Here is a 15988-nt window from a genome sequence, read left to right on the forward strand (position 1 = left end):
CCGGCCCCGCCCCTTCCCGAACCGGGGCTCCGCCCCGGTCCTCGGGCTCATTTCGGCCCGGCCGGCGTTCGAGGCCACCGCGCGGAGCGCGGAACCGGGGGCCCGGGGGCTTGCCCCCGCCACGCGGCGGAGCCGCACATCGGATGCAGCGGGAAGGGGCGGGGCCGGGGAAAAAGCCCCGCGCGGCGGCACCCCGCCCCCGCCCCACCCGCACCGAGGGCCCGTACAGCCCGTGCCGCAAGGCACGACCCGTACGGGCCCTCAGTCACACTCCGAGACGCTCCTCGGGCCGCACAGGCCCCGTCACGCCACCGGCGTCCCGGACGACGGCTCCCCGCCGCCCGACCCGTCCGCCGGCCGACCCCCCGACGGCTGCCCCGCCGCCGACTGGCTGGCCGCCGAGGAGCCGCCGCCCGACGCGGGCTGGGACGGGCTGCTGGGCTCCGGCTCCGGGGAGTGCGACGGGGACTGCCCGCCGCCGCTCTGGCTGGGCGAGGGCTTCTCCGACGGCTTCGAGGAGCCGCCGCCCGGCGACTGCGAGGGGCTGTGGGAGGGCCTGCCCGAGGAGGACGAGGAGGAGGACGGCGAGGGCTCGCCGCTGCCGCTCGGGGAGCCGCTCGGCGAGGCGCTGCCGGAGGCGCCCGGCGACGGGCTGCCCGAGGCGTCCGGACCGCCCGACTGGCCGGGCTTCCCGTGCTTGCCCGGCACCTGGGCGTGGCCGGGGCCGCCCTGGGCCGGCTGGTCGGCGTTCATGGGGTTGTCGCCGTCCTGCTGGGACGCGGAGCGGTCGGGCTTCACACCGCTGTCCGAGGAGTCGCCGTCCTGGCCGCCGGAGGTGATCCCCAGCGTGACGACGGTGCCGAGCACGGCGGCGAGCAGGGTGCCCGCGCCGGCCGCGGCGAGATTGCGGCGGGCGCCGGCCACCATCAGCTTCCGCGCCCACGGCTGCCGCGGGGCCGCACCGGCCGGGGCGGCGGCGCCACCCTTACCGAAAGCACCGCCCTGGCCCGGAGCACCCGGAGCACCGCTCTGCCCGAAGGTGCCGCCCTGGCCCGCGAAGGGCGCCGCGCCGGCGCCCACGATCCGGGTGACGGCCGTCGTCGAGCCGGCGTCGCGGCCCGGCGGGACCAGCGCCGAGGGCGGGGTCGCCGACTCCTCGCTGCGCGCGGCCGGCACCTCCTCGCCCGCGGGCGTACGGCCGGGGGCCGGCTCACGCGGCGGGACCGGCGGGCCGGCGGGCGCCTTGGTCAGGCCCGGGGGCACGGGGCCCGGCCGGCCCGGCTCGTTCCGGGGCACGGCCATCGGCACCGCGGCGGCGCCCATCGACAGGCCGGAGCGGTCCGCGACCAGCGCGAGCGCCCGGCGGCCCGCTATGGCGCCGCGCTTGTCCGCGAGGACGCCGCGCATCCCGACGGACGCCTCCAGCTCCGCACGGGCCCGGTCGAGGTTGCCCGTGCACAGCGCCAGCACGCCCAACTCATGGTGGAAATACGCTTCTTCACCGACCTCGCCCGAGTGCCGGGCGGCTTCCTGGCCGTGCCGGAGGCTGCGCTCCCAGGCGCTCCAGTGCAGCGCCGCGGCGAAGGCGGGCGCGGCCGTACGGGCCAGCAGCACGGCGGCGGCCGGGTGCCCGGCCGTTCCGTCGGCGGCCAGCACGGCCATCGTGGCGAGGATCGCGTCGGCCTCGGCGGCGGCCCGCTCGGGGGCCACCGACGGGTGGCCGGCCCACCAGGAGTAGTGCTGGGCGGCGGAGTGCGCGCGGTCGGCGGCCTCCGCGCCGTAGCCCTCGGCCAGCAGCGCCTCGGTGACGCCGGCGGCCAGCCGGTAGTGCGACCCGGTGGCGGTGATCAGGCCGGAGGCGAGCAGCTCGCCGACGGCGGCGTCCGCGTGGGTGTCGCCGACGAGGGCGGGCAGGTGGGCCTGGTGCGGGACCTCGCCGCCGAGCGCGACGGCGAACTCCAGGGTGGTGCGGGCGGCGTCGCCGAGCCGGGAGGCGAGCAGCGGCACCGGCGCCGTGACCTCGGCGAGGGCGGGCAGCGGCACGCCCTCGGGGCCCGGAGCGGCCTCGGCCTCGGCGGCCACGTAGGGCCGCTCGGCGAAGACGCCGAACTCGTCGACGGCGGGGTCGGCGGCCATCTCGTCGCGCTGCCGCAGCAGGGCGCCGGCCTGGACGAACCGCAGCGGGAGCCCCTCGGAGGCGAACCACAGGTCCGCCGCCCAGTCGGCCTCCTCGTCCGTGAGGGGCCGGTCCACGGCGTGCTCCAGCAGCTCCAGGCAGCCGGTGCGGTCGAGCCCGCCGAGGAACACCTCTTCCAGGTGGGAGTCCGCGGACGGCGCGGCGACCTCGGGCGTGGCCGCGAGGAGGAAGGCGCACTCGGGGGTGGCGTCGAGCAGCTCGTCGAGCGCGGCGCCGCCGAACTCCAGGTCGTCGAGGACGACGACCGCGCCGATCTCATGGACGGCGGTGAGCAGCTCGGCTCTGTCCGGGCGGTAGCGCGGCGCGTCGTGGACGGCGGCGTACAGCTCGTACAGGAGGTCGGAGGTGGTGCGGTGGTGGCCGCTGAGGCGGACGACGCCGTCGGGGGCGAGGTCCGCGCAGTCCGCGGCGACGGCGTCCAGGAGCTTGGTGCGGCCGGAGCCGGAGGGGCCGGTGAGGCGCACGGAGCGGCCGCGGGAGAGCAGGCGGGACAGCCGCTCGCGCTCCTCCTGGCGGTCCAGCAGGGGCAGCTCGGGACCCACCTGGCGGGCGGGGGCCGGCGGGACGGAGGCCCGGTCCAGCTCGGCCCGGTCGGCGGGGCCGCGCCGCCCGGGGCGGTCGGGCCGCCGGCCGGGCAGGCAGGGCTCGATCTCACTGCCGTCGACGGGGTTGACGGTGAGGACGTACTCGGCCGCGACGAGCTGGACGACGCGCACCGGTCCGGCGCCCGCGCCCGGGGTGTCGTGGGCCGCCGCCGGCCGCTCGGAGCCGCTGTCCGCGGACTCCGGGCCGCGGTCGTCGAACTCGTCGGATCGGTTCGTCGGGTCCATGGTCAAAGCCCCCCAGATGCGTGGCGTGCCGTCGTGCCCTCCCGGCCTGTCCGCACTCCCTCAACCCTCGGCCGGGACGTACCCGGCCGGCGCTTCGCGTCCGGTGCCCGCCGTGGGCGTGCTGTTGCGGCCTTATGCGGCGGGAAAACCGAACCTCAGACCTTCGCACAGTATCCATGAATGCGAGGGGGCTCTGCCGCCCGGGGGACGTCACGGTCTCGTCAGGATGGGTCGATGGGTGGCACCGGCATCCCACCGGCCCCTCCCGGCACACCGTACCGGCTGTCGGCGCAGGGGATCGCGCGCCCGGCGGCGGGGGCTGATCGCGCCCGGAGCGGACCGCAATCAGGCCCGAATCCGACCTTTGTCAGGCCGGTTCATGACGGTTCGGGCCCAGATCCGACCGCGGCGGGCCCGGATCCGGAGCCCGGGGCGGCCCGGTTCCGCGGCCCGGATCCCGCCCGGGCCTCAGACCCGCGGCAGGCACTCGGCCGCGATGCCGCCCTCGATGGCGAGGATGCGGTGCAGCCGGGTGGCGACCAGCAGCCGCTGCATCCGGTCGGGCACGCCGCGCAGGACCAGCCGGCGGCCGGTGCGCCCCGCGCGGCGGTGCGCGCCCATGATGACGCCGAGCCCCGTGGCGTCCCAGGAGTCCAGCTCGGTGAGGTCGAGCACCAGGTCACCGCGGCCGGAGTCGAGGGCGGAGTGCAGCACCGTACGGGCGTCCGCCGCGCTGCGGACGTCGAGGCGCCCCCCGACGACCAGTTCGGCGTGGTCGCCCCTGATGTGCATATGCGCTCCCGGGAGTGGTGCCTGGTATGGGTGAGGTTCTAAAGAACTGACTGCCTCTCACACGACAAAGTTGCCGCCGACCGGCGAACCAATGCCTAATTCACCCCAGAGGGTGAATCAGCTGGCGGCCTTGTCGTCAGTGCTGGTAAAAGCCCTGTCCACTCTTGCGGCCGAGGTCCCCGGCGTCGACCATGCGGCGCATGATCTCCGGCGGCGCGAACTTCTCGTCCTGGCACTCCGTGTAGATGTTGCCCGTGGCGTGCAGCAGGATGTCGACACCCGTCAGGTCGGCGGTGGCCAGCGGGCCCATCGCGTGCCCGAAGCCCAGCTTGCAGGCGATGTCGATGTCCTCGGCGGTGGCCACCCCGGACTCGTACAGCTTGGCGGCCTCGACGACGAGCGCCGAGATCAGCCGGGTGGTGACGAAGCCCGCGACGTCGCGGTTGACGACGATGCAGGTCTTGCCGACGCCCTCGGCGAACTCACGGGCCTTGGCCAGCGTTTCGTCGCTGGTCTTGTGGCCGCGGACCAGCTCGCAGAGCTGCATCATCGGGACCGGCGAGAAGAAGTGGGCGCCGACGACGCGCTCCGGCCGCCGCGTGGCCGCCGCGATCTTGGTGATCGGGATGGCGGAGGTGTTGGAGGCGAGGACCGTCTCGTCCTTCACCAGACCGTCCAGGGTGCGGAAGATGTCCCGCTTGGTGTCGATGTCCTCGAAGACGGCCTCGACGACGATGTCCGCGTCGGCCGCGGCGTCGAGGTCGGTGGTGGTGGTGATCCGGCCGAGCGCCTCCTCGGCGGCGGCCGCCTCCAGCTTCCCCTTGGAGACGAACTTGTCGTACGAGGCCTTGATGCCGTCCGTGCCGCGCTTCAGCGCCGCGTCGGTGACGTCCCGCAGGACGACCTCCCACCCGGCCTGCGCGGAGACCTGGGCGATGCCCGAGCCCATCAGTCCGGCCCCGATCACGGCGAGCTTCTTGGCCACGGCTGTCCCCTTACTCCCTGTGCACATAGCTGTTCCAGAACGCACTCTCCCGGCGGACATTAGCGGTCATGGAGGCGCCATTGGGCGGTAAGAGATGCGCGTCACGTCCCACATGACGGACATCACATCGAGACGGCCATCAGCCTGATCCCACGCCTCAGTTGAGCCCCTTCAGCCCCAGGGGTCACAGGTGCGGGGCCGGGGACACGGCCACCCGTGGCCCCTCCCGCCGGGCCGCCGCGTGACTACGCTCGTCCCATGGTCAATCTGACGCGCATCTACACCCGCACCGGTGACAGCGGCACGACCGCCCTCGGCGACATGAGCCGCACCGTGAAGACGGACACCCGCATCGCCGCCTACGCCGACGCCAACGAGGCCAACGCCGCCATCGGGGTGGCCATCGCGCTCGGGCAGCTGCCCGAGGAGATCGTGAAGGTGCTCGTCCGCATCCAGAACGATCTCTTCGACGTGGGCGCCGACCTGGCGACGCCCGTCGCCGAGAACCCCAAGTACCCGCCGCTGCGGGTCGAACAGCCGTACATCGACAAGCTGGAGGCGGACTGCGACCGCTTCCTGGAGGACCTGGAGAAGCTCCGCAGCTTCATCCTGCCCGGCGGCGCCCCCGGCGCGGCCCTGCTGCACCAGGCCTGCACGGTGGTCCGGCGGGCGGAGCGCTCCACGTGGGCGGCCCTGGAACTGCACGCCGACATCATGAACCCGCTGACGGCCACCTACCTCAACCGGCTCTCGGACCTGCTGTTCATCCTGGCGCGGGCGGCCAACAAGGAGGTGGGGGACGTCCTGTGGGTCCCGGGCGGGGAGCGGTGAGGGACACGCCGGCGCCCGGTCCGGAACCCCGCCCGACGGGGTGTCAGCGCTTCTCGTGGACCCGGGGGCGCTCGGCCTCGGCCCCGGCCTCGGCCGCGGCGGTCCCGGGCTTCGGCTGCTTGGGCCAGAGGGTGTAGCTCAGCGCGATGACCAGGTTGATGCCGACCACGAAGAGCATCCTGGTCTGCCAGCCGCGCAGCGAGCTGGTGTCACCCGCGTCGCCGACGTACCAGGTCGCGGCCTGGAGCAGGCCGATGGCGACGGCGGCCGCCAGGATCCAGCGCGCGGCCGTCTTCCACTCGTGGACGGCGCGGGCCATGCCGTACCTCGGGGGCTTGACCGGCGGCGGGCCGCCCGCGAAGCGGTGCGCGAAGCGCTGGTCGGCCCACTTGATCGTGGAGTGCCCGAGGCCCACCGAGAAGCCGATGTAGACGGCGGCCAGGCCGTGCTTCCAGTCTGCCTGCGCGCCGTTCTTCAGGTCGACCGCCGTGGCGATCAGCAGGACGAGCTCCAGCACGGGCTCCAGCAGCAGCACGGCGGCCCCGGTGCGTGGCATCCGGGCCAGGTAGCGCAGGCTCAGCCCGCCGGCCAGCAGGACCCAGAAGCCCACCTCGCACACGATGATCAACGTGACGATCACGGATCTCTCCTTCCCTCGCCTCCAGCCTCCCGGCGCGGGACGGGCTTTTCCTCGTCGCGCCTGACGATCCCGGACTGCATCGTTCGATGTAGCGCGCGCCGGGGCGAAGCGCCCGGCAGAGGACGACCGCACCCGCTCCCACGTGCTGTGATGGACGCATGCCGGCCAGCGTCCTCCGTCTCCCCCGCCGCCCCGAGCGCGACGATGTGATCATCGCGGTCGCCGGGCTGCTCGGCGGCCTCCTCCTGTGGTTCCTCGGCCTGCGCAACAACCCGGCGATGTTCGGGCTGCCGAAGTGGCTGAGCCTGGTCGCGCTGGTCGTGATGTGCGGGACGGAACTGCTGCGGCGCAGCGCCCCGCTGACGGGCCTCGCGATCGCCACGGTCACGCTCGCCGTGGACATCTGCTCGGGCTCGCTCGTCGCGACCATCGCCATGTACACGGATGTCGTCTACGCGGCGGTGCTCTACGGGCGGCCGTCGGTCGCCTGGCGGATCCCCCGGGTCTGCGAGGTGCTCACGCTGCTGGCCACGCTGCTGGCGGTGGGGCTGACGCGGGAGCCGGAGGCGCTGCTGATCGGGTTCGGCGTGGGCGTGATCCTGGTGGCGCCCGCCTGGACCGGGGTGGGCATCCGCCGGCACCGGGACGCGGCGCGCGCGGCCCGGCTGGAGGCGGAGCGTACGGCGCTGCTGGCCGAGCTGGACCGGCGGCAGGCGGTGGGCGCGGAGCGCGCCCGGATGGCACGGGAGCTGCACGACATGGTGGCGAACCACCTGTCGGCGATCGCGATCCACTCCTCGGCGGCGCTGTCGATAAACGAGCCGGGCACGTCCCGCGAGGCGCTCGGGGTCATCCGGGAGAACAGCGTGCAGGGGCTGGCCGAGATGCGCCGGCTCATCGGGCTGCTGCGCCAGGCGGGCGCCGAGAGCGAGCCGGCGGCCACGCCCCGGCTGGACGGGGTGGACGCACTGCTGGACCACGCCCGCAAGGCCGTGGTGGACGACGGGTTCACGTTCGTGCTGCGGGACGAGCGGGGCCCCGGCCCGCTGCCGGCGCCGGTGGAGCTGGCGGCGTACCGCATCGTGCAGGAGTCGCTGACGAACGCGGTGAAGCACGCGGCGCCGGGCGAGGTCGCCGTGCGGCTGGCGGGGGCGGGCGGGGCGCTGCTGACGGAGGTGACCAGCCCGTTCGGGTCCGCGCCGGTGCCCCGGGCGCCGGGTTCGGGGGCGGGCCTGGTCGGCATGGGTGAGCGGGTGGCGCTGCTGGACGGGACGTTCGAGGCGGGCCCGGCGCAGGAGCCCGGCGGCAAGGTGTGGCGGGTACGGGCGCTGCTGCCGCTGACCGGGGCGGCGGTGCCGGAGAAACAAGAGAAGCAAGAGAAGACCGAGAGGTCCGAGAAGCCTGAGAAGGGGATCCGATGACGGAGCGACGTGGTGGGGCGCCGGAGGCGGCGGGTACGGCCGGGGGTGCCGGGGAGCCGGTCCGGGTCGTGGTCGCCGAGGACCAGGCGGCCGTGCGTTCCGGGCTGGTCCTCATCCTGCGTTCGGCGCCCGGCATCGAGGTCGTCGGGGAGGCGGCGGACGGCGAGGAGGCCGTCCGGCTGGCCCGCGAGCTGCGGCCGGACCTGGTGCTGATGGATGTGCAGATGCCGCGCCTGGACGGGGTGTCGGCCACCCGGCTGGTGACCGGGGAGGGGCTGGCCGACGTCCTGGTGCTCACCACCTTCGACCTGGACGAGTACGTGTTCGGGGCGCTGCGCGCGGGGGCCTCCGGCTTCCTGCTGAAGGACAGCGAGGCCGCCGATCTGGTCGCGGCGGTGCGGACCGTGGCGCGCGGCGAGGGCCTGATCTCCCCCGCCGTGACCCGCCGCCTGATCGCGGAGTTCGCGCACCCCGCGCCCGTACGCCCGCCGGGCGCGCCGGACCCCTCGGTGCTGGACTCCCTCACGCGCCGGGAGCGCGAGGTGCTGGTCTGTCTGGGCGAGGGGCTGTCGAACGCGGAGGTCGCGGCGCGGCTGCACATGGCGGAGGCGACGGTGAAGACGCACGTCAGCCGGTTGCTGGCCAAGCTGGAGCTGCGCAGCCGGGTGCAAGCGGCGGTGCTGGCACAGGAGTTGGGGTTGGTCCAGACCTCTTGACCATTGGTACGGACCTTTCTAACCTCCCTTCACAGTCGTGGTGAGGATGACCGGATAGCGCACACTCACCCGACGGCGCACCGGCCAGCAGAACGGCCCCCCACCAGCCGGCCCACTCTCGAGGAGCACCCTTGAGCACAGGCATCTCACCACGCAGCAGACGCCCCTTATCCAGAGCGGTGGCGCTGTTCTCCGCGCTACTGCTTCCGGCCGCCGCCCTCGTCGGCCTCTCCACGGCATCCCAGGCGGCATCCCAGGCACCGCCCCGAGCAGCACCCCAAGCGGCAGCGGCCACCGCCGGCTTCGCCAAGACCTCCGACTGGGGCACCGGCTACCAGGCCGAGTGGACCATCCGTAACACCGGCACCACCACCATCAACTCCTGGACCGTCGAGTGGGACTTCCCCTCCGGCACCAGCGTCGGCGCCTACTGGGACGCGCTGATCACCAGCTCGGGCACCCACCACACCGCCAAGAACCGCGAGTACAACGGCACCATCGCCCCCGGCGCGAGCGTCACCTTCGGCTTCGTCGCCGCGGGCAACGGCGACCCCACCGGCTGCAAGCTCGACGGCGGCCCCTGCGAGGGCTCCCCCGCCGACACCCCGCCCAGCGCCCCGGGACAGCCCTCCTCCACCGGCGTCACGGCGAGCAGCATCGCCCTGACCTGGGCCGCCGCCACGGACGACAAGGGCGTGAAGAACTACGACGTCTACCGCGGTGAGACCGTCGTCGGCACGGTCTCCACCACGGCGTTCACCGACACGGGCCTCAGCGCCGACACCGACTACACCTACAAGGTCGTCGCCCGGGACACCGCCGGCCAGACCGGCCCCGCGAGCCCCTCCGCCACCCTGCGCACCGGCTCCGGCGGCGGCACCGACAAGCCGCCCTCCGCGCCCGGCACCCCGGCCGCGACGGCGGTCACCGACACGACCGTCACCCTGAAGTGGCCCGCCGCCACCGACGACAAGGGCGTCAAGGACTACGACGTCTACCGCGGCACCACGAAGGTCGCCACGGTGACCAAGCTGACCCACAAGGACACCGGCCTCACCGCGGGCACCGACTACACCTACACCGTCGTGGCCCGCGACAGCGCCGACCAGACCGGCAAGGCCAGCGCCCCGCTGACCGTACGGACCACCGGGGGCGGCACCCAGCCACCGGTCGACCGCGCCAAGGTGGGCTACTTCGTCCAGTGGGGCATCTACGGGCGCGGCTACACGGTGAAGTCGCTGGAGACCACCGGCGCCGCCGCCAAGCTCACCCACATCAACTACTCGTTCTCCAACATCCACCCCACCAACCTCACCTGCCTCAATGGCGTCACCAAGGCCACCACGCCCAACCCCCAGGACCCCAGCCAGGGGGACGGCGCGGGCGACTCCTGGGCCGACTACGAGAAGGGCTTCTCGGCCGGGGAGTCGATCGACGGCGTGGGCGACACCTGGGACCAGAAGCTGGCCGGCAACTTCAACCAGCTGAGGAAGCTCAAGGCCAAACACCCCAACCTCAAGATCAATATGTCGCTCGGCGGCTGGACCTACAGCAAGTACTTCTCGGACGTCGCCAAGACGGACGCCTCCCGGCAGAAGTTCGTGAAGTCCTGCATCGACATGTACATCAAGGGTGACCTGCCGGCCGTCAACGGGCGGGGCGGGGCCGGCGTCGCCGCCGGGATCTTCGACGGCTTCGACATCGACTGGGAGTGGCCGGGCTCCGAGGGCCACGCCGGCAACCACGTCTCCAAGGACGACAAGGCCAACAACACCCTGCTCTTCGCGGAATTCCGCCGCCAGCTCGACGCCCTGAGCACCACCACGGGCAAGAAGTACCTGGTCACGGCCTTCACCCCGGCCGACCCGGGCAAGATCGAGGCGGGCTGGGACATCACCACCAAGGACGGCACGCCCAGCGTCTTCGACTACATGGACTTCGCCAACGTCCAGGGCTACGACTTCCACGGCTCCGGCAGCGACAACAGCTGGGAGCCGAACCGGACCGGCCACCAGGGCAACCTCTACACCGACGCCCAGGACCCGTACACCACGAAGTTCAGCGTCGAGTCGACCGTCCAGGCCTATCTCGACGCCGGCGTCGACCCCCGCAAGATCGTCCTGGGCCTGGCCTTCTACGGTCGCGGCTGGCAGCAGGTCGCCGACGGCGGCGCGCGCGGCGAGTGGCAGACGGCGAACGGCGCGGCCCCCGGCCAGTTCCCCGAGGAGGCCGGTACGCGCGGCTACGACAACCTCCTGGCGTCCGTGCCGAACCTGACCGTCCACCACGACGAGCAGTCCGTGGCCACGTACGGCTACACCGGCGCCAACGGTCAGTGGTGGACCTTCGACGACGTCTGGTCGATCGGCAAGAAGACGGCCTGGCTGAAGACGAAGGGGCTGGGTGGCGTCATGATCTGGGAGATGTCCGGGGACAGCGGCACACTGATGACCGCCGTCGACAACGGGCTCCGATAGCGAGAATCGTCGGCCGGGTGGGACAGATGTCCCGCCCGGCCGACGATCGATGCCACGGAAACCTACGCCACGTTCACGCGCTGGCCCGGCGGCGCCGCCTCCAGCCAGGCCAGGAAGCCCGTCAGGGCGTCCTCGCTCATCGCCAGCTCCAGGCGCGTGCCCCGGTGCGAACAGATCAGCACGACCGCGTCGGACAGCAGGGCCAGCTCCTCGTCGCCGAGCGGCGGCCGCCGCTCCAGCACCTCGATCGACGCGCGCTCCAGCAGCCGGCGCGGCCGGTACGCGTACGAGAAGACCCGGAACCACTCGATCCGGTCACTGTTGTAGCGGGCGACGCCGTACACCCACCCCTTGCCGTCCGGGGCCGGGTCCGTCTCGGGCACGTTCCACCGCAGGCTACAGTCGAAGGTGCCGCCGGACCGCTGGATCAGCCGTCTGCGCAGCCCGAAGACGAACAGCCCCAACAGCACCAGCAAGACGACGATGCCGCTCACGAGCAGAGCGAGGACCATCTCCACCGACCTCCTCGCATCATCTAGAGCAACCGCACCTGTATTGCCTCAGCCGCGAACCGCCCTGGAATGTTCCAGTGCGGTCCGCGGCTGAGGGACGATCTCTGTGGGTCGCGGGCTAGTGAACGCCCGTGACCGCACGCAGCCGGACATCCGCGCGACGCTCGGCGGCCGCGTCGGCCTCCGACTTCGCACGCTCCAGCGCGCGCTCGGCGCGCTGGACATCGATCTCGTCGGCCAGCTCGGCGACCTCGGCGACGAGCGACAGCTTGTCGTCCGCGAACGAGATGAAACCACCGTGCACCGCGGCGACGACATTGCCGTCGGCGGTCTTGATGGTCACCGGGCCGGACTCCAGCACACCGAGCAGCGGCTGGTGGCCGGGCATGACGCCGATGTCACCCGATGTGGTACGCGCGATGACCAGAGTGGCCTCGCCGGACCAGACGCTTCGGTCCGCCGCGACCAGCTCGACGTGCAGCTCAGCAGCCAACGTGGCTCCTCGGGTCTCCACCTGCCGGGTGCGGCAGGTGTTGGGTCAAAGAATAGGGGACGTGACGACCGGGGGCGGGAGCGCCCCGCCCCCGGTCGAAAGGCACGGGGCCTTAGGAGACGCCCAGCTCCTTGGCGTTGGCCTTGAGGTCCTCGATGCCACCGCACATGAAGAACGCCTGCTCGGGGAAGTGGTCGTACTCACCGTCGCAGATCGCGTTGAACGCGGCGATCGACTCGTCGAGCGGCACGTCCGAACCGTCCACGCCGGTGAACTGCTTCGCCACGTGGGTGTTCTGCGACAGGAAGCGCTCGACGCGACGGGCGCGGTGGACGACCAGCTTGTCCTCTTCGCCCAGCTCGTCGATACCGAGGATCGCGATGATGTCCTGGAGGTCCTTGTACTTCTGGAGGACCGTCTTGACACGCGAGGCGCACTCGTAGTGGTCCTGCGCGATGTAGCGCGGGTCCAGGATGCGGGACGTCGAGTCCAGCGGGTCGACCGCCGGGTAGATGCCCTTCTCCGAGATCGGACGCGACAGCACGGTCGTCGCGTCGAGGTGCGCGAAGGTCGTGGCCGGGGCCGGGTCGGTCAGGTCGTCCGCGGGGACGTAGATCGCCTGCATCGAGGTGATCGAGTGACCACGCGTCGAGGTGATGCGCTCCTGGAGCAGACCCATCTCGTCCGCCAGGTTCGGCTGGTAACCCACCGCGGACGGCATACGGCCGAGCAGGGTGGACACCTCGGAACCGGCCTGGGTGTAACGGAAGATGTTGTCGATGAAGAAGAGCACGTCCTGCTTCTGCACATCGCGGAAGTACTCCGCCATGGTCAGACCGGCCAGGGCGACGCGCAGACGGGTGCCCGGGGGCTCGTCCATCTGGCCGAAGACGAGCGCCGTCTTGTCGATGACGCCCGAGTCGGTCATTTCCTCGATGAGGTCGTTGCCCTCACGGGTGCGCTCACCGACACCGGCGAACACCGACACACCGTCGTGGTTGTTGGCCACGCGGTAGATCATTTCCTGGATCAGCACGGTCTTGCCGACACCGGCACCACCGAACAGACCGATCTTTCCACCCTTGACGTACGGGGTGAGAAGGTCGATGACCTTGACGCCGGTCTCGAACATCTCGGTCTTCGACTCGAGCTGGTCGAAGCTCGGCGCCTTGCGGTGGATCGCCCAGCGCTCGGTGACCTCGGACTCGGCCTCCGGCTTGTTCAGGATCTCACCGAGGGTGTTGAACACCTTGCCCTTGGTGACGTCGCCGACGGGGACGGTGATGCCCGCGCCCGTGTCGGTGACGGCGGCCTGGCGGACCAGACCGTCGGTGGGCTGCATCGAGATGGCGCGGACCAGGCCCTCGCCCAGGTGCTGCGCGACCTCGAGGGTCAGCGTCTTGAGCTTGCCGTCCTCGGCCGGGTCGGCGACCTGGACGTGCAGCGCGTTGTAGATCTCCGGCATCGCGTCGACGGGGAACTCCACGTCGACGACCGGGCCGATGACCCGCGCGACGCGGCCGGTGGCCGTGGCGGTTTCAACAGTCGTGGTCATAGTGGTCAGTCACTCCCCGCGTTAGCGTCGGCCAGGGCACTGGAGCCACCGACGATCTCGCTGATTTCCTGGGTGATTTCGGCCTGGCGGGCCGCGTTCGCAAGCCGCGACAGCGACTTGATGAGTTCGCCGGCGTTGTCGGTCGCCGACTTCATCGCACGGCGGCGGGCGGCGTGCTCGGAAGCGGCCGACTGCAGCAGGGCGTTGTAGATACGGCTCTCGACGTACCGCGGCAGCAGCGCGTCGAGGACGTCCTCCGCCGAGGGCTCGAAGTCGAAGAGCGGAAGGATCTTGCCCTTCGCGGCCTCCTCGTCCTCCTCCGACTTGTCGAGGGTCAGCGGCAGCAGCCGCTTCTCGACCGGCGACTGCGTCATCATCGAGACGAACTCGGTGAAGACGATGTGCAGCTCGTCGACGCCGCCCTCGGCCGTGTCCAGCTGGACGGCCTCGATCAGCGGGCCCGCGACCTTCTTGGCGTCCGCGTAGGTCGGGCTGTCGGTGAAACCGGTCCACGACTCGACGACCGGGCGCTCCCGGAAGCCGTAGTACGCCACGCCCTTGCGGCCGATGATGTACGTGACGACGTCCTTGCCCTCCGAGCGCAGGCGCTCGGTGAGGCGGTCCGCGGCCTTGATGGCGTTGGAGGAGTAGCCGCCGGCCAGACCGCGGTCGCTCGTGACGAGCAGCACCGCGGCCCGGACCGGGTTCTCGACCTCGGTGGTCAGGGCGTGCTTGGTGTTCGAGCCGGTCGCCACTGCCGTCACCGCGCGAGTGAGCTCACTCGCGTACGGCGTCGATGCCGCCACCTGGCGCTGCGCCTTGACGATGCGCGAGGCGGCGATCATCTCCATCGCCTTGGTGATCTTCTTGGTCGCGGTGACGGAGCGGATGCGACGCTTGTAGACCCGGAGCTGGGCTCCCATGGATCAGGTCCCTTCCGTCGTGGTCACTTCGCGGAGCCGGCCGTGGCGTCGTCACCGAGAAGCTTGCCGTCCGAGGTCTCGAACTGCTTCTTGAAGGTGGCGATGGCGTCGGCGAGCGCCTGGAGGGTGTCGTCGGACATCTTGCCGCCCTCGACGATGCTGGTCATCAGGCCCTTGTGCTCGCGGCCCAGGTAGTCGAGCATCTCGCGCTCGAAGCGCTGGATGTCCTCGACCGGCACGTCGTCCATCTTGCCGGTGGTGCCGGCCCAGACGGAGACGACCTGGTCCTCGACGGAGTACGGGGCGTACTGGCCCTGCTTCAGCAGCTCGACCATGCGCTTGCCGCGCTCCAGCTGCGACTTCGAGGCCGCGTCCAGGTCGGAACCGAAGGCGGCGAACGCCTCCAGCTCGCGGTACTGGGCGAGGTCGACACGGAGTCGGCCGGAGACCTGCTTCATGGCCTTGTGCTGGGCGGAGCCACCGACGCGGGAGACCGAGATACCGACGTTCAGCGCCGGGCGCTGGCCCGCGTTGAACAGGTCGGACTCCAGGAAGCACTGGCCGTCGGTGATGGAGATGACGTTGGTCGGGATGAACGCCGAGACGTCGTTGGCCTTGGTCTCGACGATCGGCAGACCGGTCATCGAACCGGCACCCATCTCGTCGGAGAGCTTGGCGCAGCGCTCCAGCAGACGCGAGTGCAGGTAGAAGACGTCACCCGGGTAGGCCTCACGGCCCGGCGGGCGGCGCAGCAGCAGGGACACGGCGCGGTAGGCGTCGGCCTGCTTCGAGAGGTCGTCGAAGACGATCAGGACGTGCTTGCCCTGGTACATCCAGTGCTGGCCGATGGCCGAGCCGGTGTACGGGGCGAGGTACTTGAAGCCGGCCGGGTCGGACGCGGGAGCGGCGACGATCGTCGTGTACTCCAGGGCGCCGGCCTCCTCCAGGGCGCCGCGCACGGACGCGATGGTGGAGCCCTTCTGGCCGATGGCGACGTAGATGCAGCGGACCTGCTTCTTCGGGTCGCCCGAGCGCCAGTTGTCGCGCTGGTTGATGATCGTGTCGACGGCCAGCGCGGTCTTGCCGGTCTGACGGTCACCGATGATCAGCTGACGCTGGCCACGGCCGATCGGCACCATGGCGTCGACGGCCTTGAGACCGGTCTGCATCGGCTCGTGGACCGACTTACGGACCATGACGCCGGGAGCCTGAAGCTCCAGGGCGCGGCGTCCTTCGGTCGCGATCTCGCCGAGGCCGTCGATCGGGTTGCCCAGCGGGTCGACGACGCGGCCGAGGTAGCCCTCGCCCACCGCGACGGAGAGCACCTCACCGGTGCGCTGCACCGGCTGGCCCTCCTCGATGCCGCTGAACTCGCCGAGGACGACCGCACCGATCTCGCGCTCCTCGAGGTTGAGGGCGAGACCGAGGGTTCCGTCCTCGAACCGCAGCAGCTCGTTCGCCATGGCCGAGGGAAGACCCTCGACCTTCGCGATGCCGTCGCCGGCAACGCTGACCGTACCGACCTCCTCGCGCGAGGCCGCGTCCGGCTTGTACGCCTGGACAAAGTTCTCCAGCGCGTCCCGGATCTCCTCCGGCCGGATCGTGAGCTCCGCCAT

The 15988-nt window shown here is 71.8% G+C and carries 13 protein-coding genes; 4 read left to right on the plus strand and 9 right to left on the minus strand.

The features are described from left to right. Positions 1 to 303: 303 nt before the first annotated feature. From SMD11_RS10735 to SMD11_RS10745, 3 genes are all read right to left on the minus strand, one after another. Complete coding sequence (locus SMD11_RS10735) at positions 304 to 3027, minus strand: ATP-binding protein (RefSeq protein WP_199843842.1); 2724 nt, start codon at positions 3025 to 3027, stop codon at positions 304 to 306. Between the two features lie 468 nt (positions 3028 to 3495). Then, a complete protein-coding gene (locus SMD11_RS10740) occupies positions 3496 to 3819 on the minus strand; it encodes an STAS domain-containing protein (protein WP_087926237.1) in 324 nt (107 codons plus the stop codon). 136 nt (positions 3820 to 3955) lie between these two features. Then, positions 3956 to 4804 carry a 3-hydroxyacyl-CoA dehydrogenase family protein gene (locus SMD11_RS10745; protein ID WP_087926238.1) on the minus strand — a complete coding sequence of 283 codons (849 nt, stop codon included), beginning with the start codon at positions 4802 to 4804 and terminating at the stop codon, positions 3956 to 3958. 258 nt (positions 4805 to 5062) lie between these two features. Between SMD11_RS10745 and SMD11_RS10750 the strand changes: the two genes are divergently transcribed. Next, a complete protein-coding gene (locus tag SMD11_RS10750; RefSeq protein ID WP_087926239.1) occupies positions 5063 to 5635 on the plus strand; it encodes a cob(I)yrinic acid a,c-diamide adenosyltransferase in 573 nt (190 codons plus the stop codon). 43 nt (positions 5636 to 5678) lie between these two features. Here SMD11_RS10750 and SMD11_RS10755 read toward each other — a convergent pair whose 3' ends face one another. After that, complete coding sequence (locus SMD11_RS10755) at positions 5679 to 6275, minus strand: hypothetical protein (RefSeq protein WP_087926240.1); 597 nt, start codon at positions 6273 to 6275, stop codon at positions 5679 to 5681. Positions 6276 to 6433: 158 nt separating this feature from the next. Between SMD11_RS10755 and SMD11_RS10760 the strand changes: the two genes are divergently transcribed. The 3 genes from SMD11_RS10760 to SMD11_RS10770 all read left to right on the plus strand — a co-directional run bounded on the left by SMD11_RS10760 (position 6434) and on the right by SMD11_RS10770 (position 10889). Continuing rightward, positions 6434 to 7696 (plus strand): sensor histidine kinase, encoded by a 1263-nt coding sequence (locus SMD11_RS10760; protein ID WP_087926241.1) that lies wholly within the window; start codon positions 6434 to 6436, stop codon positions 7694 to 7696. Beyond that, positions 7693 to 8412: a response regulator gene (locus SMD11_RS10765; RefSeq protein ID WP_087926242.1), complete on the plus strand. Its 720-nt coding sequence runs from the start codon at positions 7693 to 7695 to the stop codon at positions 8410 to 8412. The genes SMD11_RS10760 and SMD11_RS10765 overlap by 4 nt, the downstream gene beginning before the upstream one ends. Positions 8413 to 8543: 131 nt before the next feature. Further along, entirely contained in the window at positions 8544 to 10889 is a 2346-nt protein-coding gene (locus SMD11_RS10770) for a glycoside hydrolase family 18 chitinase (RefSeq protein WP_087926243.1), read from the plus strand. A gap of 62 nt (positions 10890 to 10951) precedes the next feature. Here the strand turns inward: SMD11_RS10770 and SMD11_RS10775 are convergent, their stop codons facing one another. The 5 genes from SMD11_RS10775 to atpA form a co-directional block, all read right to left on the minus strand. Next, on the minus strand, positions 10952 to 11401 hold the full coding sequence (locus SMD11_RS10775; RefSeq protein ID WP_087930412.1) for a DUF2550 domain-containing protein: 450 nt from the start codon (positions 11399 to 11401) through the stop codon (positions 10952 to 10954). A gap of 118 nt (positions 11402 to 11519) precedes the next feature. After that, the gene (locus SMD11_RS10780; protein WP_087926244.1) at positions 11520 to 11894 is read right to left on the minus strand and encodes a F0F1 ATP synthase subunit epsilon; all 375 of its coding nucleotides are present in this window, start codon (positions 11892 to 11894) and stop codon (positions 11520 to 11522) included. A 112-nt stretch (positions 11895 to 12006) separates the two neighbouring features. After that, positions 12007 to 13449 (minus strand): F0F1 ATP synthase subunit beta, encoded by a 1443-nt coding sequence (gene atpD / locus SMD11_RS10785; protein WP_087926245.1) that lies wholly within the window; start codon positions 13447 to 13449, stop codon positions 12007 to 12009. Between the two features lie 5 nt (positions 13450 to 13454). After that, complete coding sequence (locus SMD11_RS10790; protein ID WP_087926246.1) at positions 13455 to 14372, minus strand: F0F1 ATP synthase subunit gamma; 918 nt, start codon at positions 14370 to 14372, stop codon at positions 13455 to 13457. A 23-nt stretch (positions 14373 to 14395) separates the two neighbouring features. After that, the gene (gene atpA, locus SMD11_RS10795) at positions 14396 to 15988 is read right to left on the minus strand and encodes a F0F1 ATP synthase subunit alpha (RefSeq protein ID WP_087926247.1); all 1593 of its coding nucleotides are present in this window, start codon (positions 15986 to 15988) and stop codon (positions 14396 to 14398) included.

Source organism: Streptomyces albireticuli (assembly GCF_002192455.1).
In the GTDB taxonomy this organism is placed as follows: Bacteria; Actinomycetota; Actinomycetes; order Streptomycetales; family Streptomycetaceae; genus Streptomyces; species Streptomyces albireticuli_B.

Bases quoted from the DNA above. Each gene is read 5' to 3' on its own strand.
- SMD11_RS10735 (WP_199843842.1), bottom strand. From the start codon at position 3,027: ATGGACCCGACGAACCGATCCGACGAGTTCGACGACCGCGGCCCGGAG.
- SMD11_RS10740 (WP_087926237.1), bottom strand. From the start codon at position 3,819: ATGCACATCAGGGGCGACCACGCCGAACTGGTCGTCGGGGGGCGCCTC.
- SMD11_RS10750 (WP_087926239.1), top strand. From the start codon at position 5,063: ATGGTCAATCTGACGCGCATCTACACCCGCACCGGTGACAGCGGCACG.
- SMD11_RS10760 (WP_087926241.1), top strand. From the start codon at position 6,434: ATGCCGGCCAGCGTCCTCCGTCTCCCCCGCCGCCCCGAGCGCGACGAT.
- SMD11_RS10765 (WP_087926242.1), top strand. From the start codon at position 7,693: ATGACGGAGCGACGTGGTGGGGCGCCGGAGGCGGCGGGTACGGCCGGG.
- SMD11_RS10775 (WP_087930412.1), bottom strand. From the start codon at position 11,401: ATGGTCCTCGCTCTGCTCGTGAGCGGCATCGTCGTCTTGCTGGTGCTG.
- atpD (WP_087926245.1), bottom strand. From the start codon at position 13,449: ATGACCACGACTGTTGAAACCGCCACGGCCACCGGCCGCGTCGCGCGG.
- SMD11_RS10790 (WP_087926246.1), bottom strand. From the start codon at position 14,372: ATGGGAGCCCAGCTCCGGGTCTACAAGCGTCGCATCCGCTCCGTCACC.
- atpA (WP_087926247.1), bottom strand. From the start codon at position 15,988: ATGGCGGAGCTCACGATCCGGCCGGAGGAGATCCGGGACGCGCTGGAG.